Origin of the sequence: Paucibacter soli (assembly GCF_037482845.1) — a bacterium.
GTDB lineage: Bacteria > Pseudomonadota > Gammaproteobacteria > Burkholderiales > Burkholderiaceae_C > Paucibacter_B > Paucibacter_B soli.
In genome coordinates this window covers 80,530-104,212 of the sequence record NZ_JBBHJW010000007.1, presented here as the reverse complement: position 1 = coordinate 104,212, position 23,683 = coordinate 80,530, and the positions used below count along the sequence as shown (strand labels likewise).

The 23,683-nt window shown below is 68.4% G+C and carries 23 protein-coding genes and 1 tRNA gene; 13 read left to right on the top strand and 11 right to left on the bottom strand.

Annotated elements, in window-relative coordinates:
* Positions 1-4: 4 nt before the first annotated feature.
* Together WG898_RS15330 and WG898_RS15325 are read right to left on the bottom strand one after the other, a co-directional pair.
* Positions 5-412 carry an MAPEG family protein gene (locus tag WG898_RS15330; RefSeq protein WP_339603669.1) on the bottom strand — a complete coding sequence of 136 codons (408 nt, stop codon included), beginning with the start codon at positions 410-412 and terminating at the stop codon, positions 5-7.
* A gap of 75 nt (positions 413-487) precedes the next feature.
* Complete coding sequence (locus WG898_RS15325; RefSeq protein WP_339603668.1) at positions 488-1,291, bottom strand: MBL fold metallo-hydrolase; 804 nt, start codon at positions 1,289-1,291, stop codon at positions 488-490.
* A gap of 90 nt (positions 1,292-1,381) precedes the next feature.
* On the opposite strand from WG898_RS15325, the gene WG898_RS15320 reads away from it, so the two are divergent.
* Together WG898_RS15320 and WG898_RS15315 are read left to right on the top strand one after the other, a co-directional pair.
* Positions 1,382-2,365, top strand: a complete 984-nt coding sequence (locus WG898_RS15320; protein WP_339603667.1) for a GlxA family transcriptional regulator — start codon at positions 1,382-1,384, stop codon at positions 2,363-2,365.
* Positions 2,366-2,424: 59 nt separating this feature from the next.
* Complete coding sequence (locus tag WG898_RS15315; protein WP_339603666.1) at positions 2,425-3,669, top strand: SGNH/GDSL hydrolase family protein; 1,245 nt, start codon at positions 2,425-2,427, stop codon at positions 3,667-3,669.
* A 9-nt stretch (positions 3,670-3,678) separates the two neighbouring features.
* On the opposite strand, the gene WG898_RS15310 is transcribed toward WG898_RS15315, so the two are convergent.
* The gene (locus tag WG898_RS15310; protein WP_339603665.1) at positions 3,679-5,112 is read right to left on the bottom strand and encodes a GGDEF domain-containing protein; all 1,434 of its coding nucleotides are present in this window, start codon (positions 5,110-5,112) and stop codon (positions 3,679-3,681) included.
* A 130-nt stretch (positions 5,113-5,242) separates the two neighbouring features.
* Positions 5,243-5,698, bottom strand: coding sequence for a MerR family transcriptional regulator (locus WG898_RS15305; RefSeq protein ID WP_339603664.1), 456 nt, complete (start codon positions 5,696-5,698; stop codon positions 5,243-5,245).
* 68 nt (positions 5,699-5,766) lie between these two features.
* Between WG898_RS15305 and WG898_RS15300 the strand changes: the two genes are divergently transcribed.
* The gene (locus tag WG898_RS15300; protein WP_339603663.1) at positions 5,767-6,651 is read left to right on the top strand and encodes an MBL fold metallo-hydrolase; all 885 of its coding nucleotides are present in this window, start codon (positions 5,767-5,769) and stop codon (positions 6,649-6,651) included.
* Entirely contained in the window at positions 6,599-7,120 is a 522-nt protein-coding gene (locus tag WG898_RS15295; protein ID WP_444718951.1) for an HPF/RaiA family ribosome-associated protein, read from the top strand. Before WG898_RS15300 ends, WG898_RS15295 begins: the two co-directional genes overlap by 53 nt.
* 345 nt (positions 7,121-7,465) lie before the next feature.
* Here the strand turns inward: WG898_RS15295 and WG898_RS15290 are convergent, their stop codons facing one another.
* From WG898_RS15290 to WG898_RS15265, 6 genes are all read right to left on the bottom strand, one after another.
* Positions 7,466-8,041, bottom strand: coding sequence for a DinB family protein (locus WG898_RS15290; RefSeq protein WP_339603662.1), 576 nt, complete (start codon positions 8,039-8,041; stop codon positions 7,466-7,468).
* 59 nt (positions 8,042-8,100) lie between these two features.
* Positions 8,101-8,739, bottom strand: a complete 639-nt coding sequence (locus WG898_RS15285) for a hypothetical protein (protein ID WP_339603661.1) — start codon at positions 8,737-8,739, stop codon at positions 8,101-8,103.
* Between the two features lie 115 nt (positions 8,740-8,854).
* A complete protein-coding gene (locus WG898_RS15280) occupies positions 8,855-11,539 on the bottom strand; it encodes a bifunctional acetate--CoA ligase family protein/GNAT family N-acetyltransferase (protein WP_339603660.1) in 2,685 nt (894 codons plus the stop codon).
* A gap of 51 nt (positions 11,540-11,590) precedes the next feature.
* Positions 11,591-12,277 carry a substrate-binding periplasmic protein gene (locus WG898_RS15275; RefSeq protein WP_339603659.1) on the bottom strand — a complete coding sequence of 229 codons (687 nt, stop codon included), beginning with the start codon at positions 12,275-12,277 and terminating at the stop codon, positions 11,591-11,593.
* A gap of 196 nt (positions 12,278-12,473) precedes the next feature.
* Positions 12,474-12,561, bottom strand: a tRNA-Ser gene (locus tag WG898_RS15270).
* A 26-nt stretch (positions 12,562-12,587) separates the two neighbouring features.
* Entirely contained in the window at positions 12,588-13,415 is an 828-nt protein-coding gene (locus WG898_RS15265; protein WP_339603658.1) for a symmetrical bis(5'-nucleosyl)-tetraphosphatase, read from the bottom strand.
* Positions 13,416-13,522: 107 nt separating this feature from the next.
* Between WG898_RS15265 and WG898_RS15260 the strand changes: the two genes are divergently transcribed.
* The 4 genes from WG898_RS15260 to WG898_RS15245 all read left to right on the top strand — a co-directional run bounded on the left by WG898_RS15260 (position 13,523) and on the right by WG898_RS15245 (position 17,882).
* Positions 13,523-14,827 (top strand): hemolysin family protein, encoded by a 1,305-nt coding sequence (locus WG898_RS15260; protein ID WP_339603657.1) that lies wholly within the window; start codon positions 13,523-13,525, stop codon positions 14,825-14,827.
* On the top strand, positions 14,824-15,567 hold the full coding sequence (locus WG898_RS15255; RefSeq protein WP_339603656.1) for a SapC family protein: 744 nt from the start codon (positions 14,824-14,826) through the stop codon (positions 15,565-15,567). Before WG898_RS15260 ends, WG898_RS15255 begins: the two co-directional genes overlap by 4 nt.
* A 104-nt stretch (positions 15,568-15,671) precedes the next feature.
* Entirely contained in the window at positions 15,672-16,991 is a 1,320-nt protein-coding gene (locus WG898_RS15250; protein WP_339603655.1) for a lyase family protein, read from the top strand.
* Positions 16,992-17,114: 123 nt separating this feature from the next.
* Positions 17,115-17,882, top strand: a complete 768-nt coding sequence (locus tag WG898_RS15245; protein WP_339603654.1) for an N-acyl amino acid synthase FeeM domain-containing protein — start codon at positions 17,115-17,117, stop codon at positions 17,880-17,882.
* A gap of 6 nt (positions 17,883-17,888) precedes the next feature.
* On the opposite strand, the gene WG898_RS15240 is transcribed toward WG898_RS15245, so the two are convergent.
* Positions 17,889-18,680 (bottom strand): IclR family transcriptional regulator, encoded by a 792-nt coding sequence (locus WG898_RS15240; RefSeq protein ID WP_339603653.1) that lies wholly within the window; start codon positions 18,678-18,680, stop codon positions 17,889-17,891.
* A 134-nt stretch (positions 18,681-18,814) separates the two neighbouring features.
* Here WG898_RS15240 and WG898_RS15235 point away from each other — a divergent pair, with 134 nt between their 5' ends.
* The 5 genes from WG898_RS15235 to fahA are packed head-to-tail and all read left to right on the top strand — an operon-like array spanning position 18,815 to position 23,513.
* A complete protein-coding gene (locus WG898_RS15235; protein ID WP_339603652.1) occupies positions 18,815-19,774 on the top strand; it encodes an MBL fold metallo-hydrolase in 960 nt (319 codons plus the stop codon).
* A 3-nt stretch (positions 19,775-19,777) separates the two neighbouring features.
* On the top strand, positions 19,778-20,323 hold the full coding sequence (locus tag WG898_RS15230) for a VOC family protein (RefSeq protein ID WP_339603651.1): 546 nt from the start codon (positions 19,778-19,780) through the stop codon (positions 20,321-20,323).
* 37 nt (positions 20,324-20,360) lie between these two features.
* Positions 20,361-21,962 carry an FAD-dependent oxidoreductase gene (locus WG898_RS15225; protein WP_339603650.1) on the top strand — a complete coding sequence of 534 codons (1,602 nt, stop codon included), beginning with the start codon at positions 20,361-20,363 and terminating at the stop codon, positions 21,960-21,962.
* Positions 21,963-21,979: 17 nt separating this feature from the next.
* On the top strand, positions 21,980-22,180 hold the full coding sequence (locus WG898_RS15220) for a DUF2783 domain-containing protein (protein ID WP_339603649.1): 201 nt from the start codon (positions 21,980-21,982) through the stop codon (positions 22,178-22,180).
* Positions 22,181-22,193: 13 nt separating this feature from the next.
* Positions 22,194-23,513 carry a fumarylacetoacetase gene (fahA, locus tag WG898_RS15215; protein ID WP_339603648.1) on the top strand — a complete coding sequence of 440 codons (1,320 nt, stop codon included), beginning with the start codon at positions 22,194-22,196 and terminating at the stop codon, positions 23,511-23,513.
* Positions 23,514-23,683: the final 170 nt, after the last annotated feature.

Here is a 23,683-nt window from a genome sequence, read left to right as displayed (position 1 = left end):
TTGCCTAGCGTGGCAGCAGGCCCGCCACGCGCAGCACCTCCAGCCCCGCGCCGGCCAGCCCCGCGCCCAGCAGCACGGCGGTGGGGATCATGCTGAGCATGAAGCCGAAGTTGCGGCTGCGCGGCTCGCGCAGGTAGGCGCGCGCATAGACCAGGCGGCCGATCAGGTAGATGCCGCCCACCGCGGCCATGCCGCGCGGCCACCAGTATTGCGAGGCCAGCCACAGCGAGGGCAGCAGCACGACCAGCAACTCCAGCGTGTTCATCTGCACGCGGTAGTAGCGCTCGAACATCTCATGCCCCGTGACGGCGGGCCCGCGCACGCCGTAGCGCTCGCGTGCGCGCCCCACCAGGGCAGCGAACACCAGGTATTGCAACAGCGCCAATGCGGCCACCAGTCCGACAGCATGCATGATGTCTCGTCCTCTCGCGTCAGTGAGGTGGCCGGGGTCAGGCCTTGCCACCGCGCCGATGATAGCGGCAGCGGATCAGGCCGGGCGCGCTTCGAACCGCCTGGCCTCGCCGTCTTCGGGCACCCACAGGCGTTCCAGCCAGCCCTGGGCGCCGGCCAGCGCGCGCATGCCGGCACGGCTGCCCGGGCAATGGTCCAGCGCTTCCAGGTGGTTGGCGATGATGGTGCCTTGCGGCAGCAGGGCGGCGGCGCTGGCCACATCGGCGGGCGCGAGGATGACCTCGCCGCCGATGTCGAAGCGCGCACCGCCGGCCGGCAGCACCGCCAGATCGGGGCGCAGCGCCTGCAGGCAATGCCGCAGCGGCGCGCACAGCACGGTGTCGCCGGCCAGGTAGACGCTGGGCTCGCCGGGCGTTTCGAGCAGATAGCCGTGGCCATGTTCCATCAGCCGGCCCACCAGGCCATGGCCATGCACGCAGGGCACCGGGGTGATGTGGCCGCCGCCCAGGAAGGGCTGGCGCTCGGCACCCAGCAGGGGCCAGACCTGCATGCCGCGCTGGCGCAAATAGTCGGCATCGCGCGGCATGCAGATCACCGGGATCTGGCGCTCGCGCAACCAGCGCTTGCCGGCGCGGTCCAGGTGGTCGAAATGGCCGCGCTGGCAATGCGTGATGAGGCAATGCGTGACGCGCGCCAACAGCGCCTCGGCCGCATCGGGCAGCGCCACCAGCGGATTGCGGCGGCGCTGGCCGCCCAGGTATTTGAGGCTGGGCAGGGCGCCTTGCGGCGCCAGCATGGGGTCGACCAGGATCACGAAGTCCTGGCCCTCGGCCTGGAACTCGAGCACCAGGGTGGCGTTGCGCAATTGGGTGATCAGCATGAGCTCGGGCTCCAAGTCTTGGGGTGCAGCCATTGTTGGAATTGCGGTGCCGGCGCAGAATGGCAAAAAACGAAAATCTTCTAGCGTTTCATGCCAAACCGCCTGCCCACCACGTTAGGCCTGCTGCTGTTCGAGGGCTGCATGCCGGCAGGCCTGTTCGCGGTGGCCGATCTGGTGGCCGCCGCTAATCTGCGTGCCGGCCGCGAACTGCTGCGCCTGCGCTGGCTCAGCCTGGATGGCCTGCCGGTGGCCAGCGCCCATGGCCTGGCGCTGCCGGCCGAGGCGGCGCTGGCCGAGCTGGCCTGCGATGCACTGCTGCTGCCCGGCCTGTGGGTGATCTCCGAGCCGGGGCTGCGTGCCGCGCTGCAGGCCCAGGCGCCGCTGGTGCAGGCCTTGCGCGGGCTGCCGGCGCGCTGCCAACTGTGGAGCTATTGCGCGGGCGTGCCGCTGCTGGCGGCCAGTGGACGCCTGAACGGCCAGCCCGCCACCGCCACCTGGTGGATGGCCGCGCCGCTGCAGTCCCTGTTCCCCAAGGTGCAATGGCGTTTCGACGCGCCGCTGGTGAGCGCCGCACGTTGCGTCACCGCGGCGGGTGCCAGCGGCTACCTGCCGCTGATGCTGGCGCAGCTGGCAAGCCGCATGGAGCCGGCCGCGCTGCGCGAGGTGCAGGAGGTGCTGATGCTGCCGCAGCCGCGCGTGCGCCACGCGGCTTTTGCCAGCGTGGAACTGCTGGCCCTGCAGCAGCCCTGGCTGCGCGAGCTGCTGCTCAAGGCCCAGCAGATACCCGCCACGGCCTTGACCCTGGACGTGGCCGCGGCGGCGCTGGCGCGCTCGCCCCGCAGCCTGTGCCGCCATGTGCGGGCCGCCACCGGCCTGCCCGCCGCGCGCTGGCTGCGCCTGGTGAAGCTGCGCCAGGCGGGCGAGCAGCTGATGCGCGGAGGCCAGCCGGTGAAGACGATTGCCGAACAGCTGGGCTTCAGCAGCGAGGGCGCGCTGCACCGCATGTTCAAGCAGGCCACCGGCATGACGCCGCAGGCCTACCGGCGCGCCTACGCGGAGCACGCCGCTGCATGACGAATGCCTGCCGGCAACGCGACGCTGATACTCGCCGCTTTGCCAATCCGGGGCTTTTGATGCTCGAACGCATTCGCTACCTTGTTGCCGGGTTTACCCTGCTGGCGGGCCTGTCGATGGCCAACGCCGCGCCGTCCTGGGTGGGCAGTTGGTCGGCCTCGCCGCAGGCCGCCATGGCCGGCAAGCCGGCGGCCTACGCGGACCAGAGCCTGCGCCTGATCCTGCGCCCCAGCCTGGGCGGCGAGCGGCTGCGCGTAAAGCTGTCGAACCGCTATGGCGAGCAACCGCTGGTGCTGGGCAAGGCCCGCCTGGCCCTGCGCCAGACGGGCGCCGGCATCGACGCCGGCAGCGACAGGGCGCTCAGCTTTGGCGGGCTGCCCGGCGTGACCCTGGCGCCCCATGCCGAGATCTGGAGCGATGCCATCGAGCTGCCGGTGCCGGCCTTCGCCGAGCTGGCGCTGAGCCTCTACCTGCCGCAGCCCACGCTGGGCAGTACCTCGCATTTTCTGGCCATGCAGACCAGCTATGTGGCGGCCGGCGACCAGACCGGCGCCGCCGCCTGGCCCGAGGCCAAGACCATAAACGCCTGGCCCTTTGTGGTGGGCCTTGACGTGCAGCACGAGGGCGCAGCGGCGCAGGCCTTGGTGGTGTTCGGTGACTCTTCGGTGGATGGCGATGGCTCCACCGAAGACGCCAACGGTCGCCTCACCGATGCGCTGGCGCAGCGCCTGCAGCCGCATGGCTGGGCGGTGCTGAACCAGGGCCTGATCGGCAACCGGCTCCTGCGCGATGCGCCGCGCCAGCCCAGCAACCCGGCCGGCGCGGCGCTTGGCGAGTCGGCCGCGGCGCGCTTCGAGCGCGATGTGCTGCAGCAATCCGGCGTGCGCGCCGTGTTGCTGCGCATCGGCACCAACGACATTGCTTTCCCCGGCTCGCTGGCCAGGCCAGAGGCGCCGGTGCGCGTGGCGGCGCTGATCCAGGGCTACCAGGCGCTCGCCGCGCGTGCGCGCCAGCAGGGCCTGCGCGTGATCGCCAGCACCATCCCGCCCTTCGCGGCGGCCGACATCGCGCCGGGCTATTACAGCCCCGCCAAGGATGGGCAGCGGCGCAGCTTCAACCGCTGGCTGAGGGCCCATGCGCATGAGTTCGATGCCATGGCCGATGCGGACGCAGTGCTGCGCGATCCCGCGCGACCCGCGCGGCTGCGGCCCGCCTATGACAGCGGCGACCACCTGCACCTCAACGATGCCGGCTACCGGGCCCTGGCCGAGGCGGTGCCGCTGCAGGGTTTCACGCAGCGCTGAGGCACAAGATTAGGCGCGCTGCGTGTGCAGGCCTGCACATGCCGCGGCGCTGCCCTTTTCGCCGGGCCGCTGCTCGTCGTCGGCCAGCCAGACCCGGTTGCGCCCCGCCAGCTTGGCCGCGTAAAGCGCGGCGTCGGCGCGCTGCACCAGTGTGGCGGCCTGCATGTGCGGATGCAGGCTGGCCACGCCCAGGCTGACGGTGACATGGCCGGCCGTCGGCGAGGCCGCATGCGCGATGCCCAGGTTAGCGACGCCCTGGCAAATGCGCTGCCCCAGTTGCAGCGCGGCCTGGGCGTCAAGCTCGGGCAGCAGGATGGCGAATTCCTCACCACCGTAGCGGGCCGCGATCTCGCCGGCCCGTTGCGCCGCATGCGCCAGCACCGCCGCCACCGCGCGCAGGCAGGCGTCGCCGGCGACATGGCCGTAGCGGTCGTTGTAGAGCTTGAAATGGTCGACGTCCAGCATCAGCAGGCTCAGCGCGCTGTCGCGACGCTGGGCGCGGCGCCATTCGCGCGCCAGCGCCTCGTCAAAGGCGCGCCGGTTGGCGATGCCGGTGAGGGCATCGGCGCTCATCAGTCGCTGCAGCTCTGCGGTGGTTTGCAGCAGGCGCGCATAGAGCCAGCCGTTTTCCACCAGCAGGATCAGCAACACCATGCTGGCGGCCAGCAGGCCATAAATGCGCCCGGCATAAAAGCCCAGATCGAAGCGTCCGGCGTTGAACACCGCCGAGAGCGCGATGTCGCTGAGCCAGGCGCCCATCACCACCACCAGCCAGAGATCGAGCACCGAACGCATGCGCCGGCGCCACAGCACCAACAGGGCCAGCATGCTGAGCAACCAGACGCTGGAGACCACCACCAGCATGGCCGGGCTGTAATGGTTGCCGACCATGATGGCGGGCAGCGCCGTGATGCCGCGGGTGGCCAGCAGCACCAGGGCCAGCACCGCGCCGACGACCCAGCACATGCCCTGCAGCAGGGCACGGCGCGTGCCGCCGCTCACTTCGCCGCGCAGTCCGCAATAGGCAATCACACAGAGCGGAAAGCCGGCATGCCAGAACATATAGAGCCAGGCGGTGGTCTGCTTGTCGCCGCCGAGCAGGCCCTGCTCGGCAAACAGGCCCGGAAAACTCAGCATGTGAGCGCTGGCCATCAGGCCGGTGAACAGGTAGCCGCCGACCAGCACGCGCATGGCGCGCGAGCGGCTGATCATGAACTGGCCGATCAAGAGGGCGGCGGTGACGATGTCGCTGAGAATCAGTGCCGACTCATAGATCGGAATGAAGGCCCAGACCTGCGGCAGTTGCCGCTGCGCAAAGGGCAGCAGCGCGACCAGGGTCAGCGCCGAGGCCAGCATCACGATCTGGGCCAGGCGCTGTTCCAGCCGGCCTGCCGGCTGGGCGGAGAGAAAGTTGGGGGCAAAGCCCTGCAGGACCTCGGACATCGTGCAAGCCGTTCCGGATAGCGAGCCCTGCCGGACCCGCGGGCGGCGCCTACCGCCACCGCCCTGCTAGCTCCCCTGAGCCCCAAGTATGCCGCCGCGGCAGCCGAGCGGCGACACTTTGAACGGGGGATCAGGCCGCGCCGCGAGTTGGGCGGCCAAAGCTGCGCTTGCGCACCGCCACACCGGCGCCGCTGCCACTGTCGGGCGCGGTGCTGTCGCGCGTGTCGAGCGTGGCCTGCGGCGCGCAGCGCAGGGATGCAAAGGTGGCCGCCAGCTCGGCCCTGAGCTGCTGCAGCTGGCCGATCTGAGCGTCGATCTCGGCCATCTTGGCCCGCAGCTTGTGCTCGATCTCGGCACGCCCGAACTGGCCCTCGGCCAGCTGCGGCAGGATGGCCGCGATCTCCTTGAGCGAGAAACCCAGCGCCTGCGCACCGCGTATGAAACGCAGCCGCTCCAGCTGCGCCGGCCCGTAGCGGCGATAGCCATTGGCCTGGCGGCCTTCGGCCTGCAGCAGGCCCTGCTTCTCGTAGTAACGCAGGGTGTCGGTGGAGATCTGACTGGCCTTGGCCAACTGGCTGATGTTCATGAGGAGGCGCAAAAAAACCGGGCAGGGGGCTTGACCTTGGAGCATAGACCCATGTTTAGGCTGCGCCCATGCTCAAACGAATCCTTCCATTCCTCGCCCTGAGCCTGGCGCTCAGCCATGGCGCTGCAGCTGCACCGTCGGTGCAGCTGGCCATCATCAAGACCGCCCGCGTGGCCGTGGCCGAGGGCCTGCTGGTGCCCGGCGGCAGCTTCAGCAAGCGCATCGACTCCAATTTTTCAGCCTTTCTGGTGCGCCATGGCGAGGAGCTGCTGCTCTTCGATACCGGCATGGGTAGCCAGATCGAGGGCCAGTACCGGCAGGACATGCCGGCCTGGTGGCGGCCCTTCTTCAGGTACGAGGCGCCGGTGCGGCCGGCGCGCCAGCAGCTCGACGAGGCCGGCCTGGCGCCGCCCGGCTTGCTGCTGCTGAGCCACAGCCATTGGGACCATGCCGGCGGCTTGCTGGACTTTCCGGCCGCGCGCATCGGCGTGGCCGCGGCCGAGCTGCCGCGGATCCGGCAGCCCAGCCGCGGCCCTGGCGGCAGCTGGGCCTCGCAGCTCGGTGCGCCCGGCATGCGCTGGGAGGCGCTGCAGTTCCAGGCCCGGCCGCATCGCGGCTATGCGCAAAGCCTGGATCTGTTTGGCGACGGCACGGTGGTGCTGGTGCCCATGCCCGGCCACACGCCCGGCTCGATGGGGCTGTTCGTCAAGGTGGACTCGGGGCGCGAGTTCTTCTTCATTGGCGACGTGGCCTGGACCCTGGCTGCGCTGCGCGCCGGCGCCCCCAAATTCTGGGCCGCCAGCCTGCTGGTGGACGGCCATGCGCAGCAGACCCTGGACAGTCAGGCCCAGGTGCGTGCGCTGATGGCCGCCGAGCCGGCCCTGGTGGTGGTGCCGGCGCATGACAGCGCGGTGCAGGACTTGCTGGGTTACTTCCCGCAGTGGCAGCGCTAGCGCCGTCCGGCCCAGCCTTGCGTTACGTCAAGACTGCTCGGCGCGGCTCAGGCATCGTAGTGACATGCCAAGCGGGATTCGCGACCATCGGGGCGCGGCCGCCGGCAACAACGAGGAGAAGACTCTCATGAGGCAAGCACTGCATGTTCGCTTCCAAGGTATGGAAGAATCCGCCGCCCTGCGCGCCGCCGCCGAGGAGCGTGCGCTCAAGCTGGAGCAATTCTGTGCCGACCTGACCAGCTGCCGCGTCTGCATCGAACTGGACCACAAGCACAGCCAGCAGGGCCGCCCCTTCGTCGTGCGTATCGACCTGACCTTCCCTGGCCATGAGTTGAGCGTCAGCCATGTGCAGAACGAGGATGCCTATGTGGCGCTGCGCGACGCTTTCGACAATATGCGGCGCCAGCTGGAAGACCGCATCGGCCGCCTGCGCGGCCAGCAAAAGGCACGCGCCGAGCTGGGCGAGTAGCCGGCGCTGCAGGCTGTTGAGCCAGCGCAAAGCGCCCGGCCCGGCAGCGACTAGATTTGCACTGTGGCAAAGCCGGTAGCAATGAGAGCAGACGGTGGCGCCACGAGACTGAGGATTCCCCGCGAAGGGGAAACAGGCTGATGTCCCCGACATCAGACGTGGTGAAGGCAGCATCCTCAGGCTGGACGGGCCGTGAAACCGCTGCGTCCTGGGGCCTTCACCTGACCCGCCAGTTCGAAGGAGCTGGCGGGTTTCTTCTTGCGGGTGCCTCAGCCTTGGCGCCTGCATGCGCCAAGTCCTTCGTCGGGCGTCGGCAAGGCCGCAGGGCCTTGCCTCGGTCCCGACTCAGTCCCAGATCATCGCTTCGGTAAAGCCCAGTTCGGCAAACTCGGCGGCGCGCAGATGGGCCTCGCCGGCGCAGAAGAACTCGTCCAGCTGCGGCGGTTTGACCGAGCTGCTGGAGAGCATGCAATGCGCCTGGCCGCGGTGGTGGATCTGGTGCTGCAGCAGATGCGCCAGCAGGCGGGCGCGCGTGTCCTGTTGCTGCCGGCCGGGGCGGTCTATGGTCACCAGCCGCTCCAGCTCGCTGTCCATCAGTTGCGCGCAATAGGCCAGCAGGCGGCGGTCGGATTGGCGCTGCTCCTGGCGCAGCTGTTCCAGGCTCTGGCAGGGCTCGTCCTGCGCAAAGAACTGGTAGCAATCCGGGTTGGGTGGCGCGCCGTGCAATTCGCGCTCCAGCGCATCGATATAGAACCAGTCGACCGTGAGGTTGTGGTTCAGCGTGGCGCGCAGCGAGGGAAAGAAGCCGCTGCGTGCGGCCTCGAACTCACCCGGCTGCAACTTCGCGCAGGCCCCAAGCAGGCGGTGGTTCGCCCAGGCATTGTTGTAGGCCATCTGGTGGAAGTGGCGGGCTAGGCTCATGGGCGGCGCCTTTGGGCTGTGGTGCTGCTGCCTATGCTAGCCGGGCCGCTGCGGCTGGCCTATGGTTGCTCGCTAAGGGCTTTCTCGCGGGGCTCTCTGGTGGCCGCCTCGACGGCGGGCGCGGCCGGCTTGCGCCAGTTACTCAGGCGCGGAATGCGGGGTCCCCGGCTCGGCGCGGCCGGCGTGTCGGCGTTTGCGGCGGCGGCCGCTGCTGCCAGGGCGGCACGTTGCTGGCGGGTCGAGATGCGCTCGGGCACGGTCCAGAGGCCGATCAAGGCGCCCAGGAAGATGCCGGCGGTATTCATCAGGCCCCACAGGGGCGGAATGTTGGAGGAAAACAGCATGGCCGAGACTGGCCAGGTGCGTTCGCCGGTCTGCACGGCGAAGACGATGAAGCCATACATCAGCCAGCCCAGCCAGCCGGCCACCAGGCCACCGAACAGCCAGGCCACCACATGCTTGCGGCTGCGCTGGCGCGCGCGCAACGTGATGTTGACCCAGATGGCGGCCAGCACCACCAGGGGCAGGGCCAGCAGGCAGGCCTTCCAGGCCTGGGCCATCATGGTGTCGCTGCGCCCGGACACCAGCACCCAGCTGCGCGGCAAGGAGATGGTGGCCAGCACATTGGACGCCACCATCGCGCTGGTGTAGAGCGCGATGCCGGAAAGAAAGCTGAAGAAGCGGCGTGCGCTTTGCATGGCGGGCCCCGGTGTCTGTATGGCTGCCGATTGTCCGCGCCGGCCCGCCGCGCCGGGGCTGGTAGGCACCCTTGTTCCGTGGGGGTTGGGGTGTGAATTCCTTCACGCGCAAGCGCTACAGCGCATGCGTGCAGAGCCTGAAGTCGGGGTCCTCGGGGAAGGGCTTGACGGCAAAGCCCAGGCTGCGCATCAGCTTGAGCATGCCGGCGTTGTTGGCCAGTACCAGGCCGTCGATCTCGGCCAGGCCCTTGTCGCGCGCCACGTCCATGATGGACTCCATCAGCCGTGAGCCCAGGCCACGGCCGTTGAAGTCATCGGCCACCACCAGCGCGAACTCGCAGCTGCTGCGATCGGGGTTGGTGATGTAGCGCGACACGCCGACGATGCGCTCGCTCTCCACCACGCCATCGCCATCGGCGCGGCGCTCCTTCACCACCGCCACCAGGGCCATCTCGCGGTCGTAATCGATCAGGGTGAAGCGTGCCAGCATCGAGGCCGGTAGCTCGCTCATGTGCGAGACGAAACGGAAGTAGCGGCTCTCCGGCGAGAGCTGCTGCACCAGCACCTGCAGCATCTGTGCGTCGTCGGGATGGATGGGTCGCAAGAGGTATTCGCCGCCGCCGCGCAGCGGCAGCACGCGCTCGTAGCGTGCCGGGTAGGGCAGGATGGCGAGATGCGCATAGCTGGATGCGCCCGCGCCGGCGGGTGTGGCATGCTCGACCACGATGCGCGCGTCCACCGCCACCGCGCCATCGGCGTCGATGATGATGGGGTTGATGTCCATCTCGCGCAGCTGGGGTAGCTCGCACACCATTTCCGAGACGCGCAGCAGCAGTTGCTCCAGCGCTTCCATCTGCACGGCCGGCGCGCCGCGCCATTCGCCCAGGGTTTCGGCGACGCGCGCGCGCTCGATCAGACGGCGCGCCAGAAACTGGTTGAGCGGCGGCAGCTCCATGGCGCGGTCGTCCATCAGCTCGATGCGGGTGCCGCCGGCGCCGAACACGATCACCGGGCCGAAGGGGTCGTCGGTGACCAGGCCCACATAGATCTCGCGGCCGCGCCGCGCCCTTGCCATCTTCTGCACCGTCACGCCATTGATGCGCGCCTGCGGCTGCAGGCGGGCCACGCGCTCGACCATCTCGGTATAGGTGTCGCGTGCGGCGGCGCCGCTCATCACGTTCAGGGCCACACCCTCGACATCGGACTTGTGGCTGATGTCGGGCGAGTCGATCTTGAGCGCCACCGGGAAACCCAGCTGGGTGGCGATCATCATCGCCTCGGTGGCGCTGCGCGCCAGCATGGTCTGCGTGACCGGGATGTGGAAGGCCGACAGCAGGGTCTTGGACTCCAGCTCGGTCAGCACCTTGCGGCGTTCGGCCAGCACGCTCTCGATCACCAGGCGTGCCGACTCTATGTCGGCCCTGGCCAGGGTGCTTTGCGGCGGCGGCGTCTGTTGCAGGAGGCGCTGGTTCTGGTAATAGGACGCGATGTTGTCGAAGGCCCCCACCGCCGCCTCGGGGGTGCGAAAGCTCGGGATACCGGCGCGGTTGAGCAGGCTGCGCGCCGCGCCCACCGAGGCGTCGCCCATCCAGCAGGCCAGCAGCGGCTTGCTCAGCGTGGGTTTGAGTTCGGCCAGGGCCGCCGCCACCGCCTCGGCATCGCCGCCGGGCTTGGGCGAGCAGATGGCCAGCACGCCGTCGATCTGGGCATCTCGCGCCGCGGCCTCGACGGCGGCGCGGAAATGCGCCGGACCGGCCTCCTCGGAGAGGTCGACCAGATCGCTCAGCGAGGCCAGCGCCGGCAGCTGCGGCCGCAGCGCCGCCGCCGTCTCGCTTGCCAGTTTGCCAAGTTGCAGGCCCAGCTCGTTGACCCAGTCGGCTGCCAGCACGCCGGGGCCGCCGCCGTTGGTGACGATGGCCATGCGCCGACCCACCGGGCGGTAGCGCGAGGCCAGACATTTTGCGGCCGAGAACAGCTCGACGAAGGAGCGCACGCGCACCGCACCGGCGCGGCGCAGCGCGGCGTCGAACACCTCGTCGCTGCCTATGATGCTGGCGCTGTGGGTGTGCGCAGCCTCGTTGCCGGCGGGCTTGCGGCCCGCCTTCAACACCACCACCGGCTTGGCGATGGCGGCCGAGCGCAGCGCGCTCATGAAGCGGCGCGCGCTGGCGATGCCCTCCAAGTAGACGATGATGCTTTGCGTCTGCGCGTCATGTGCCAGGAAATCCAGCACCTCGGCGATGTCCACGCCGGTGTGCGGGCCCAGCGAGACCACGCTGGAAAAGCCCACCGCATTCTTGCTGGCCCAGTCCAGCATTGCGGCGGTCAGCGCCCCCGACTGCGACACCAGGGCCAGCGAGCCCGCCGCGGCCAGCGGCCCGGCCACGCTGGCATTCAGCTGCAGGGCGGGGCGCTGCAGGCCCAGGCTGTTGGGGCCGAGCAGGTAGACGCCCTCGCGGCGCGCGATCTTCTTCAACTCCGCAGCCTGCTCGGCGCCTATGCCGCTGCTCAGCAGCAGGGCGGCGCGGCAGTTCATGCGGCCGGCAATCTCGAGCGCGGCGGCCAGCTCGGCGGGCGGCAGGGCGATGATGGCCAGATCGGCGCGCGCCTGGGCCAGGTCGGCCAGCGTGCCGCTGGTTTGTACATCCAGGAACTGCAGCGTGCCGCTATAGCGCTGGCCGCGCAGCGCGGCGTGCAGGTTCAGCGCCTGGGGGCTGAGACCCTCGGGCACCTCCGCCTGGCCTGCGAACACCACGATGGAGCTGGGCGTGAACAGCGGCGCAAGATAGTGTTTGTCCATGGGCGCCGAGTCTAGGCGGGCCGCCGTGTTGGCCGCATGACCTTGATCAGCTCAGGGTGCCAGCTCGGGCAGCAACTGCCGGATCGCCTGGTCGATGCGCTCCATGGTGCGCGGGTCCACCTGCCTGGAGCACATCAGGTAGCGCTTGAGCCCAAGAGGTGCGTCCGGATAGTTGATGCGCACCAGATTCAGCGCGTTGATCTCGCCCTTGGTGTCGATCCAGTTGAGGTCTTCCTGGTCGATCAGCATGTAGTCGGCGCGCCGCACTGCCACCATCTTGGCAAGCTGCACCGGCGAGGTCACCGCGCGTATCGGCGGCCGGGGCAGCGCGGCGATTGCCCTGTCGAGCTCGGGCCCGTAGGAGACGCCCTCGACCACGCCCAGGCTGAGGCGGGTGTCCGCCATCAGGGCGGCCATGCTGGCATGGGCGCGCAGGGCCGCCGCGACCGCGCCGCTGGCCAGCACCACATGCGGCTTGTCCTGATGGATGGCCAGCGAGAAGCGCGCGAACTTCTCGCGCTCCGGCAGCTTGTACCAGCTCGGCGAGCACAGCGCCTCCTGGTTGGCCTGGATGTCGTTCACGATGCGCTTGAGCGGCATCTCGACATAGCGGGCCTCGAGCCCGGCCAGCTTCATGATCTCGATGGTGCGCTTGAGCAGGAAGCCGGCGGGCTGGCCGCGGTCGGTGAAGCTGTAGGGGGGCTTGTCGCGGTACTCGACGGTGATGCGCTGGGCCATGCACGCGCTTCCTGCCAGACATAGCAAGGGCATCAAGACGCGACTGGTCTTGAGGAGGAATGGGGTGGCTTGCTGCGTCGACAAGTATTCGGACCCAGGGGCGGGGGTGCTGCCATTCTGATCCAGCCGGGCAGGTTTGCGCGGCAAGGCAGTCGTCGCAAGCATCACGCGGTGCGCTGCCTGGCGGAAACTCGGGTGGCGGAGGCTGTGAGATTCGAACTCACGGACGGTTGCCCGTCGACAGTTTTCAAGACTGTTGGGTTAAACCGCTCCCCCAAGCCTCCTCCGTCAGGAGGCGGAATTCTAGCCGCTATTCCCCAGGCTTCTGGCCCTGCGCGCAGCGCACCTGTATCAGTTCCAGCGTGTGGCCATCCTCCACGCGCGCCGCGCTCAGGCTGCCGCCCCAGACGCAGCCGGTGTCCAGCGCCAGCAGGCCGGGGCGCTGCAGCAGGCCCAGGGTGGACCAATGGCCGAAGGCGATGGGGGTGTCGGCGCTGCGCCGACCCGGCACGTCAAACCAGGGCATGAAGCCCTCGGGCGCGCTGCCGGCCCCGTCCTTGGTCTTGAAGTCCAGCGTGCCGTCGGCGGCGCAAAAGCGCAGCCGCGTCAGCACATTGACGATGAAGCGCAGGCGTGCCGCGCCGCTCAGGTGTTCGTCCCAGCGCGCCGGCTCGTTGCCGTACATCTGGCCCAGGAATTCGGCCAGTTCCGGGCTGCGCAGCAGCGCCTCCACCTCGCCGGCCAGGGTCAGGGTCTGGGCCAGGTCCCATTGCGGCACCACGCCCGCATGCACCATCAGCCAGCCCTGCTCGAAGCAGGCCATGCGCTGCTGGCGCAGCCAGTCGAGCAGGGCCTCGCGGTCAGGTGCTTCGAGGATCTCGTGCAGGGTGTCGCTGCGGCTGGGCTTGCGCGTGCCCTGGGCGGCGGCCAGCAGGTGCAGGTCGTGGTTGCCCAGCAGGCAGGTGGCGGCCGCACCCAGGCCCTGCAGGCGGCGCAGGGTCGGCAGCGAGGCCGGGCCGCGGTTCACCAGGTCACCCAGCAGGTAAATGCGGTCGCGCGAGGGCGAGAAGTCGATCTTCTGCAGCAGGCGCTCGAGCGCATCGCAGCATCCTTGCAGGTCGCCGATCAGGTAGTTCATACCGGGATTGTGCTGTCGGAATCGTCACGGGCTTCTGCTACTCTTGCCGGCTTCTTCGAACCCACAGCGCCGCGTCGCGGGTAAACCCGGATCAGGCGGCGCGCTCAATGGATACCGCCTTACTTCTCTTCCTGTTGTTGCTGAACGCCTTTTTTGCGATGTCTGAAATGGCCCTCTCGGCCAGTCGCAAGGCGCGCCTGCAGGTGCTGGTGGAGGCGGGTGAGGCGGGTGCCCAGGCCGCCATGGACCTGCACGACAACCCGACCAAATTCCTCTCCACGGTGCAGATCGGCATCACCTCGATCGGGGTGCTGAACGGCATCGTGGGTGATGCCGCCTTTTCGGCGCCGCTGTCGCGCTGGCTCAGCCAGACCTTTGGTCTGCACGGCAATGCGGTGGACATCGCCGCCACCGCCCTGGTGGTGGTGATCATTACGGTGGTGACCATCATCTTCGGCGAGTTGGTGCCCAAGCGCCTGGGCCAGATCTATCCCGAGACGGTGGCGCGCATGGTGGCGCCGCCGATGGAATTCCTCTCTCTGGTGGCACGCCCGCTGGTGAAGGGCCTGAGCTTCGCCACCGAGGCCACGCTGGGCCTGATGGGCTTGCGCGGCAAGACGCAGCGCAGCGTCACCGAAGAAGAAATTGCCGCCAGCCTGGAGGAGGGCCTGGATGCCGGCGTGATCGAGGAGCATGAGCACCAGATGGTGCGCAATGTGTTTCGCCTGGACGAGCGCCAGATCGGCTCCATGATGATCCCGCGTGCCGAGATCGCCTGGCTGGACGCGAGCGATGCGCCCGAGCAGGTGCTGAAGATGCTGCAGGCCCATGGTTACAGCCGCTATCCGGTCTGCCGCGGCGGCCTGAGCGACGTGCTGGGGGTGGCCAGCACCCAGGGCCTGCTGGCGCGCGTGCTGGCGGGGCAAGACCTGGCCCTGAGCGAAGGCCTGGAGGCGCCGGTGTTCGTGCCCGAGACGCTCTCGGGCATGGAGTTGCTGGAACACTTCCGCGCGGCCGATGCGCCGCTGGTGTTTGTGGTGGATGAATACGGCGAGGTGCAGGGGGTGATCTCTGTGCGCGACGTGCTGGAAGCGATCGCGGGCGAGTTCAACGCGCCCAGCGATGGTGATGCCTGGGCGGTGCAACGCGAGGACGGCAGCTGGCTGATGGATGGCCTGATACCCGTGCCCGAGCTGAAGGACCGCCTGGACTTGAAGGAACTGCCCGAAGAGGACCGTGGGCGCTACAACACCCTGGCCGGCATGGTGATGCTGCTGCTGGGGCGCTTGCCGCGTACGGCCGATGTGGTGGAGTGGAACGCCTGGAGATTCGAGGTCGTGGACCTCGATGGCAAGCGTGTGGACAAGGTGCTGGTCTCGAGACTGGCCGCTGATGGAGAAACTGAGAAATGAGCAACCCCCCGATGTATGGCAACCTGGTGCCGCTGGACCGTGAGCAGCACAAGAAGCTGCGCCTGCAGACCGAGCTGAGCAGTGTGGACCGCGTGGCCGGCATGAACTCGCTGTTCCTGGCCGTGGTGGAATTCGCCGACGCCTGCAAGGAGTTTCCGATCGTGTTCGTGCGCGTCGGCGATCCGGCCAATGCCAACGGCGGCAAGGTGGCGGTGGCGCCGCTGGCCGTGTTCGGCCTGAAGGCGGGCAGCAATCTGTTCATCAAGAACGGCGAATGGCAGGGTCAGTACATGCCCGCCTATCTGCGCCGTTATCCTTTCGCCATGGCCCGCATCAACGAGAGCGAGGACATGGCGGTCTGCTACGACGCCGACTGGAAGGGCTTCTCCGAGACCGAGGGCACCCAGCTGTTCTCCGAGGATGGCCAGCCGACCGAGTTCACGGTCAACGCCAAGAACTTCCTGGAAAGCTTCGAACGCGAGGCCGAGCGCACCCGCCTGGCCTGCGATCGCCTGGTGCAGTTGGAGCTGCTGCGCGACATGCGCTTCGAGGCCACGCTGACGAATGGCGAGAAGATCGACGTCGAGGGCTTCCTGGCCCTGGACGAAGAGAAGTACGCGGCGCTGGACGATGCCACCGTGGGCGAGCTGCACCGCAACGGCCTGCTGGCGCTGCTTGAAATGCACCGCCTCTCGCTGGGCCATATGAGCCGCCTGGCGGGCCTGCATAACGCCGCCTGAGTGCATGCAGCCTCGTGACAAACCCGACCCGGGTTTGTCGCGACGCTTGCCGGGCGCAGGCCTCGCTAGCATCCCGCCGAACAAAGATCCTTTGGGACGCGGTGATGTCAGTGTTGGTATTTGAGGGATTTTTGTCGACGCCCGAGATGGTGGAGGTCTTTGACGAGACCGCTGTCGTGCAGGCGATGATGGATTTCGAGGCGGCGCTGGCGCGCGCCCAGGCCAAGGCGGGCACGATACCGGCGGGCGCTGCGCAGGCCATTGCCAGCCTCTGCCGAGCCGAACTCTACGATGTGGCGGCGATGCTGGCCGCCAGCGCTCGCGCCGGCAGCCTGGCGTTGCCGGTGGTGCGCAAGCTCAGCGAGACGGTGGCCCTGTTCGACCCGCTGGCCGCCGGCTTCGTGCACTGGGGCAGTAGCCACCAGGACCTGCTGGACACCGCCATGGTCTTGCAGACACGCAAGGCCCTGCGGCTGATCGAGCACGATTTGCTCAGCCTGTGCGGGCAATTGCTGGATCTGGCCGAGCGCCATGCCCGCACCGCCCTGCTGGCCCGCCGCCAGCTGCAGCCGGTGCAGGTGACCAGCCTGCGCCACAAGCTGCTGGCCTGGGCGAGCCCCTTGCTGCGTTCGGCGCAGGCGCTGCGTGAGCGTGTGGACGAGTCGCTGCTGCTGCAACTGGATGCCGGCGCGCTTGGTCTATCTGCACAAGTGAGCGTCTTGATGGGGCAGGAGCTGCAGCTGCCGCTGCCGGCAATGCCCTGGCCGACCCAGCGCGACCGGCTGGCGCGGCTGGCGGCCGAGCTGGGCGTGCTGTGCGGCTCGCTGGGCAAGCTGGCCCTCGACTTGGCGCTGCTGGGGCAGGATGAGCTGGGCGAACTGAGCGGGCCGGTGGCCTGCCAGCAGGCCCTGGCGGCGGCCCAGCGTGCACCTCAGCGCGTCGCGGCCCTGCTGGGCTGCATGCCGCAGCAACAGGAGGGTGGCCTGGGCAACTGGCCGGCCGAATGGGCCGAATGCTGCGGGCTGCTGCTGTGCACGCATGGTGCGGTGAAGGCGCTGGCCGAATGCGCCGAAGGCCTGCAGCCGCAGGGCGCGCGCATGCTCGAGAACATCGACGCGCAGCGCGACCTCATCTTTGCCGATGGCCTGGGCATGCTGCTGGCACCCGTGCTTGGCGGCGCGCGCGCCCGGCGTTGCGTGGACGCGCTGGTGGCGCGGGTGCGGCAGGGCGAGGCGCCCTTGCGCGTGCTGGCACGCGCCGCCGTGGCCGCCGACCCCGAGCTGGCGGCCGGCATCGCGCCGGCGCGGCTCGAGGCGGTGTTCGATGTGCATGCGGCGGCCCAGCATGCCGACGAGCGCGTGCAAGCCGCCCTGCTGCAGGCGCGCGCGCAATGGCTGGCGCTGATGGACGGCCCCAAGGCTTGACGACTTGCAACGCGCGTGTAAGTCTTTGCAATAGATGAGCCTGTTTTGTGTGACGACCGGCGTGGCGTGAATATTGTCACGACAGGTCGAATAGACTTGGGCCTGATCTGTTGGAGTTTGTGTATGGCGGCTGAGGGCGTGGACATATTGGCGGGGTTGTCGCAAGTGGCGCGCGACGACGGGCCGCGCGAGCGTCAGCAGCAGCAGCAGCAGGCGTTCCGCCCCCTGCTGACGCGCGAAACCGAGGCCGGTGTGATTCGCGTGCTGGCCGGCGATGGCAGCACGACCGAGCATCAGGCCGGTCATCTGGTGCGGCGCCGCTATGCCGACAGCGGTTATGACCTGAGTGCTGCCCAATGGGCGCACCGCGGTGTGGTGTGTACGGTACAGACCATCATGGAGCGCCAGGTGGTGGGCACCGTCGGTGTGCGCCCGGACAGCCTGGAGGGCCTGACCGCCGACCTGGCCTTCAGCGACGAACTCGAGATCATGCGCGACAAGGGCTGGACCCTGTGCGAGGTGACGCGCCTCGCGGTGGAGCGCGACGCACCGGCGCGGCCCGTGCTGGCCAGCTTGTTCCATGTGGTCTACCTGCTGGCCAAGGCGCGTTTTCAGGCCGACCATCTGGTGATCGAGGTCAACCCACGCCATGTTTCGTTCTACAAGCGCATGCTGGGTTTTGTCGAGCACGGCGGGGTGCGGCACCACGATGTGGTGGATGCCCCGGCAACCCTGCTGAGCCTGGACCTGGACTATGTGCAGGCGCAGATCATGCTGTATGGCGGCCGGCCCGAGATGGTGCGGCTCTCGCGCAATCTCTACCCCTACTTCATGCCCATGGCCGAAGAGGCCGAGGTGCTGCGCGCGGTCTGGAGCTGGGACGAGGAGTGAGGCGCGTCAGCCGCGCCAGCCCAGCTGGCGCGACAGCTCGCCGCCGGTGCGCTTGAGCGCCTGAGCCATCGCACCGTTCTCCGCCAACTCAAACCCGCTGCTGGGCCCGATCGCGGTGATGCTCAGCACCATGCGGCCCTGATCGTCGAACACCGGCGCAGCCAGGGCCGAGACGCCCGCCACCACGCCGTCGCGTGAGCTGGCGATGCCCAGTGCGCGCGCCCGGTCCAGGTGGGACTGCAGTTCGGGATCGAACTTCGCTGGCCCGCCCTCGCGGGCCAGCGCCTCCAGCACCTGCTCGCGCGGCAGAAAGGCCGCGAACAGCCGACCCGAGGCGGTGCCGCGCATGCTCATCACCGTGCCATGGCGCATGCTCACATGCACCGGGCTGGGTGCCTCGGCCACGCGCACGATGGTGGGGCCGCGGTTGCCCCACACGGCGATCGCCACCGTCACATCCAACGCCTGGGCCAGCTCTTCCACGCGCGGCGTGGCCAGGCGCACCGGGTCGTATTGCTGCAGGCTGATCAGGCCCAGCTGCAGCGCCAGCGGCCCCAGGCCGTAGCGGCCGCTGCCGGCCTCCTGCTCGACCAGGCCCAGCTTGATGAAGCTCACCAAATAGGGATGGGCCTTGGCCGGCGGCATGCCGGCCTCGCGCGCCAGGTCCTTCAGCGCCAGGGGCCGGCCCAGATGGGCCAGGGCAATCAAGAGCGCGCCGCCGACCTCCACGCTTTGGATGCCACGCGGGCCGCGCTCGGCGGCGGGGGCGTCTTCGTCAAGGCTCTGGCTATCGGGCATGCGGGTTTATACCTAAAACAATCAATTAGACATTAACAAACGGCCTAACTAAGATCAAGCCCTGTTGTTTGTCATAGGTGAATGCATTTGCGTATGACGAAATGTAGCCGCCCCATTTGAGGAAAGCCAGTCTCATGAGTACCAAGACCTTTGCCTCCCAGGCCGATCTGGAAGTGAAGCGTGTCAGCTTTGATCGCCTCTCCGACCATGCCTATGCCTACACGGCCGAGGGAGATCCCAACACCGGCATCGTGATCGGTGACGACGCGGTGATGGTGATCGACACGCAGGCAACCCCGGTGATGGCCCAGGACGTGATTCGGCGCATCCGCGAGGTGACCGACAAGCCCATCAAGTACGTGCTCTTGAGCCACTACCACGCGGTGCGGGTGCTGGGGGCCTCGGCCTACCAGCCGGAACACATCATCGCCAGCCAGGACACCTACGACCTCATCGTCGAGCGCGGCGAGCAGGACAAGGCCAGCGAGATCGGCCGCTTCCCGCGCCTGTTCCAGAATGTCGAATCGGTGCCGCCGGGCATGACCTGGCCCACGCTCACCTTCCAAAACAAGATGACGCTGTGGCTGGGCAAGCTGGAGGTGCAGATCCTGCAACTCGGCCGCGGCCATACCAAGGGCGACACGGTGGTCTGGCTGCCGCAGGACAAGGTGCTGTTCTCGGGCGATCTGGTCGAGTTCGACGCCACGCCCTATGCGGGCGACGCCTATTTTCAGGACTGGCCGCAGACCCTGGACAGGATCGCCGCGCTCAGGCCCGAAAAGCTCGTGCCCGGCCGCGGTGCCGCGCTGCAAAACCCCGCGCAGGTGGCCGCCGGACTGGCCGGAACGCGCGCCTTCGTGAGCGAACTCTATGAAAGCGTCAAGGCCGGCGCCAGCGCAGGCCGTGACCTCAAGAGCGTGTACCGCGAAACCTATGAGCGTCTCGCACCCAAGTACGGCCAGTGGGTGATCTTTGCCCACTGCATGCCGTTTGACGTCACCCGCGCCTACGACGAGGCCACCCAGTATCCGGACCCACGGATCTGGACCGCCGAGCGCGATATCGCCATGTGGCAAGCATTAGAAGGGAACTGAGCCATGACAAAGATCGAACGCATTCACCACGTCGCCTACCGCTGCAAGGACGCCAAGACCACCGTCGAGTGGTACCGCAAGCACCTGGGCATGGAGTTCGTGCTCGCCATCGCCGAGGACAAGGTGCCCTCGACCCACGCGCCCGACCCCTATATGCATCTCTTCATGGATGCGGGCAATGGCAACATCCTGGCCTTCTTCGAGCTGCCCAACTCGCCCGAGATGGGTCGCGACAGCAACACGCCCGAATGGGTGCAGCACATCGCCTTCAAGGTGGGCAGCGTGGCCGAGCTGGAAGAGGCCAAGGCACGCCTGCAGGCCGAGGGCATCGAGGTGATAGGCATCACCGACCACACCATCTTCAAGAGCATCTACTTCTTCGATCCCAACGGCCACCGCGTCGAACTGGCGGCCGATGTGGGCACGCCGGCGATGTACCAGGCGCTGGACGCCTGCAAATGGGACATGCTCAACGAATGGGCCGCCACCAAGAAGGCGCCCAAGCATGCAGCCTGGATGCACGACAAGGAATTCGCGCAACCCCGTTGAGTGAGTGACTGACTGACAGAAAGGGCAGGAGACGGCCATGCTGATGAAGACCTATACCTATCCCGAGTACGCCTACCGCCAGAGCGATGAGCAGCGCAGCGGCGAGCCGCAGCGCCATGCGGTGCTGATCGTCGGCGCCGGGCCCATCGGCCTGACCCTGGCGCTGGACTGCGCCGCGCGCGGCCTGCGCTGCGTGCTGCTGGACGACAACAACAGCGTCAGCATCGGCTCGCGCGCGGTCTGCTACGCCAAGCGCCCGCTCGAAATCTGGGACCGCCTGGGCGTGGGTGCCGGCCTGGTGGAGCAGGGCGTGCGCTGGCAGGTCGGCAAGGTGTTCTTCCGCGACGAGCTGGCCTACCAGTTCGACCTGCTGCCCGAGGCGAAACACCAGATGCCGGCCATGATCAATCTGCAGCAGTACCACCTGGAGGAAAAGCTGGTGGCGGCCTGCGAAGCCTCGCCGCTGATCGAGCTGCGCTGGAAGCATCGCCTCTTGAGCCTGGAGCAGGATACCGAGGGCGTGCGCCTCACCATCGAGACGCCCGACGGCGTGTTCCACAGCATGGCCGACTGGGTGGTGGCCTGCGACGGCGCGAACAGCGACACGCGCCGTATGGTTGGTGCCGAGTTCACCGGCCAGGCCTTTCAGGATCGCTTCCTGATCGCCGATGTGATCATCAAGGACGCCAACTTCCCCACCGAGCGCTGGTTCTGGTTCGACCCGCCCTTCCATCGCGGTCAGTCGGTGCTGCTGCACAAGCAATGCGATGGGGTCTGGCGCATCGACTTCCAGCTCGGCTGGGGCGCCGATCCCAACGAGGAGAAGAAGCCCGAGAAGGTGATCCCGCGCATCCAGGCCATGCTGGGGCCGCAGGTCGAGTTCGAGCTGGAGTGGGTCTCGGTCTACCAGTTCGCCTGCCGGCGCATCGACCGCTTCCGCCATGGCCGCGTGCTGTTTGCCGGCGATGCCGCGCACCAGGTCTCGCCCTTCGGCGCGCGCGGTGCCAACACCGGCGTGCAGGATGCCGACAACCTGGCCTGGAAGCTGCAAGCGGTGCTGAGCGGCCGCGCGCCCGAGCATCTGCTGGACAGCTACCACGAGGAGCGCGCCTTTGCGGCCGACGACAACCTCCTGAACTCCACCCGCGCCACCGACTTCATCACGCCCAAGAGCCGCAGCTCGCTGCGCCTGCGCAACGCGGTGCTGGAACTGGCGCGCACCGAGGCGTTCGCGCGCCCGCTGGTCAACAGCGGCCGGCTCTCCACGCCCACGCCCTACCTGAACTCCTCGCTCAACACGCCTGACGAGGAGCTGTTCCATGGCCGCATGAAGCCCGGCAGCCCATGCGCCGACGCGCCGGTGCACAACCGTGCCGGCCAGCCGGACTGGCTGCTCAAGCACCTGGGTCATGGCTTTGTGCTGCTGAGCTTCGGGCCGGCGCCGGCCGTCGAGGGACTGAGCGTGCTGGAGATCGGCCGCGACCTGATCGACAGCGAGGGCGTGCTGGCCCAGCGCTACGATGGCCGGCCCGGCACGCTCTACCTGATACGCCCCGACCAGCATGTGGCCGCGCGCTGGCGTGGTTTCGACGCCGCCAAGCTGCAGGCCGCGCTGCGCCGCGCCCTCGCCATTCACTGAACGCCGGAGTGACGACGATGAACCAACTGATCCGCTCTCCCAATATCCCCGACCCCGACGGCTTCTACGAGCAACTGATCCATGCCCAGCGCGATCTCAGCGACGAGCAGGCCGAGATGCTGCTGGCCAAGCTGGTGCTGATCCTGGCCAACCAGGTGGGCGACCGCGCCGTGCTGGCCGAGGCCCTGGCGCTGGCGCGCAGCAATACCTTGAACTGACAACTACGAGCCCATGAGCCAACTCGACTTCACCCATGACCCGGCCGCACAGAGCTGGGTGGCCAGCGCCAATACGGCCGACACCGACTTCCCGATTCAGAACCTGCCCTATGGCCTGTTCCGGCGCGCCGGCAGCGACGCGGCTGCCCGCGTCGGCGTGGCCATCGGCGACCAGATCCTGGACCTGCGGCTGGCCGCGGCCGCGGGCCGTTGGAGCAGCGCCGAGCAGGTGCTGCTGCAAGCGCTGGCCGACGGCGATCTGAACAGCTTCATGGCGCAGCCGCAGGCGCAACGCCGTGCCCTGCGCCAGGCCCTGTTCCTGGCTCTGCAGGCCGGCAGCAAGCAGGAGGCGGCGCTGCGCCCCTGCCTGTTGGCGCAGGCCGCCGCGCAGATGGCGCTGCCCTGCCGCATCGGCGACTACACCGATTTCTATACCGGCATCCACCACGCCACCACGGTGGGCAAGCTGTTCCGGCCCGACAACCCGCTGCTGCCCAACTACAAATGGGTGCCTATCGGCTACCACGGCCGCAGCTCCTCCATCGGCGTGAGCGGCGCCACGGTGCGCCGCCCCTTGGGCCAGCTGATGGCGCCCGGTGCCGAGGCCCCGGTGCAGGCCGCCAGCAAGCGCCTGGACTATGAGCTGGAGCTGGGTCTGTTCGTGGCCGGCGGCAACGAACTGGGCGAGCCCATTCCCATGGCCGAGGTCGAGCAGCATATGTTCGGCGTGACCCTGCTGAACGACTGGTCGGCGCGCGATATGCAGGGCTGGGAGTACCAGCCCCTGGGCCCCTTCCTGGCCAAGAACTTCGCCACCACGATCTCGCCCTGGATCGTCACGATGGAGGCGCTGGAGCCCTTCCGCATCCCCTTCGCCCACCCCGCGAGCGACCCGCAGCCGCTGCCCTATCTGGACTCGCCGGCGAATCGCGCCGAGGGCGGCTACGAGATCGAGCTGGAGGTGTGGCTGCAGACCGAGTCGATGCGCGCGCAAGACCTGGCCCCCACAAGGCTGATGCGCAGCAACTTCAAGCACGCCTACTGGACGCTGGCGCAGATGCTCACCCACCACGCCAGCAACGGCTGCAATCTGCAGCCCGGCGACCTGCTGGGCACCGGCACGCAGTCGGGCCCGGCGGCCGAGGAGGGCGGCTCGCTGCTGGAGCTCTCGCTGGGCGGCAAGCAGGCCATCACCCTGCCCAACGGCGAGAGCCGGACCTTCCTGCTCGACGGCGATGCGGTGACGCTGCGCGGCTACGCCCTCAGGGATGGCGCGCGCCGCATCGGCTTTGGCGATTGCACGGGCACGGTCACGCCGGCGCCTCAGCGATAAGCCTCGATTTGCAATGCGCCCACCCCGGCTGCAAGGCCGGGGTGGGCGCTTTCTTTTTGCTTGCGCAGCTTGTGCCTGTGTAACTTGGCTGCAATGAAGTCCATCAAAGCGCAACGTGCCGCTCCAAAGGCGGCCGGGGCCGCTAGATTGCGTGCACCGAGCGGCCAGCG

Bases quoted from the DNA above. Each gene is read 5' to 3' on its own strand.
- WG898_RS15330 (WP_339603669.1), bottom strand. From the start codon at position 412: ATGCATGCTGTCGGACTGGTGGCCGCATTGGCGCTGTTGCAATACCTG.
- WG898_RS15325 (WP_339603668.1), bottom strand. From the start codon at position 1,291: ATGCTGATCACCCAATTGCGCAACGCCACCCTGGTGCTCGAGTTCCAG.
- WG898_RS15320 (WP_339603667.1), top strand. From the start codon at position 1,382: ATGCCAAACCGCCTGCCCACCACGTTAGGCCTGCTGCTGTTCGAGGGC.
- WG898_RS15315 (WP_339603666.1), top strand. From the start codon at position 2,425: ATGCTCGAACGCATTCGCTACCTTGTTGCCGGGTTTACCCTGCTGGCG.
- WG898_RS15310 (WP_339603665.1), bottom strand. From the start codon at position 5,112: ATGTCCGAGGTCCTGCAGGGCTTTGCCCCCAACTTTCTCTCCGCCCAG.
- WG898_RS15305 (WP_339603664.1), bottom strand. From the start codon at position 5,698: ATGAACATCAGCCAGTTGGCCAAGGCCAGTCAGATCTCCACCGACACC.
- WG898_RS15300 (WP_339603663.1), top strand. From the start codon at position 5,767: ATGCTCAAACGAATCCTTCCATTCCTCGCCCTGAGCCTGGCGCTCAGC.
- WG898_RS15295 (WP_444718951.1), top strand. From the start codon at position 6,599: ATGACAGCGCGGTGCAGGACTTGCTGGGTTACTTCCCGCAGTGGCAGC.
- WG898_RS15290 (WP_339603662.1), bottom strand. From the start codon at position 8,041: ATGAGCCTAGCCCGCCACTTCCACCAGATGGCCTACAACAATGCCTGG.
- WG898_RS15285 (WP_339603661.1), bottom strand. From the start codon at position 8,739: ATGCAAAGCGCACGCCGCTTCTTCAGCTTTCTTTCCGGCATCGCGCTC.
- WG898_RS15280 (WP_339603660.1), bottom strand. From the start codon at position 11,539: ATGGACAAACACTATCTTGCGCCGCTGTTCACGCCCAGCTCCATCGTG.
- WG898_RS15275 (WP_339603659.1), bottom strand. From the start codon at position 12,277: ATGGCCCAGCGCATCACCGTCGAGTACCGCGACAAGCCCCCCTACAGC.
- WG898_RS15265 (WP_339603658.1), bottom strand. From the start codon at position 13,415: ATGAACTACCTGATCGGCGACCTGCAAGGATGCTGCGATGCGCTCGAG.
- WG898_RS15260 (WP_339603657.1), top strand. From the start codon at position 13,523: ATGGATACCGCCTTACTTCTCTTCCTGTTGTTGCTGAACGCCTTTTTT.
- WG898_RS15255 (WP_339603656.1), top strand. From the start codon at position 14,824: ATGAGCAACCCCCCGATGTATGGCAACCTGGTGCCGCTGGACCGTGAG.
- WG898_RS15250 (WP_339603655.1), top strand. From the start codon at position 15,672: ATGTCAGTGTTGGTATTTGAGGGATTTTTGTCGACGCCCGAGATGGTG.
- WG898_RS15245 (WP_339603654.1), top strand. From the start codon at position 17,115: ATGGCGGCTGAGGGCGTGGACATATTGGCGGGGTTGTCGCAAGTGGCG.
- WG898_RS15240 (WP_339603653.1), bottom strand. From the start codon at position 18,680: ATGCCCGATAGCCAGAGCCTTGACGAAGACGCCCCCGCCGCCGAGCGC.
- WG898_RS15235 (WP_339603652.1), top strand. From the start codon at position 18,815: ATGAGTACCAAGACCTTTGCCTCCCAGGCCGATCTGGAAGTGAAGCGT.
- WG898_RS15230 (WP_339603651.1), top strand. From the start codon at position 19,778: ATGACAAAGATCGAACGCATTCACCACGTCGCCTACCGCTGCAAGGAC.
- WG898_RS15225 (WP_339603650.1), top strand. From the start codon at position 20,361: ATGCTGATGAAGACCTATACCTATCCCGAGTACGCCTACCGCCAGAGC.
- WG898_RS15220 (WP_339603649.1), top strand. From the start codon at position 21,980: ATGAACCAACTGATCCGCTCTCCCAATATCCCCGACCCCGACGGCTTC.
- fahA (WP_339603648.1), top strand. From the start codon at position 22,194: ATGAGCCAACTCGACTTCACCCATGACCCGGCCGCACAGAGCTGGGTG.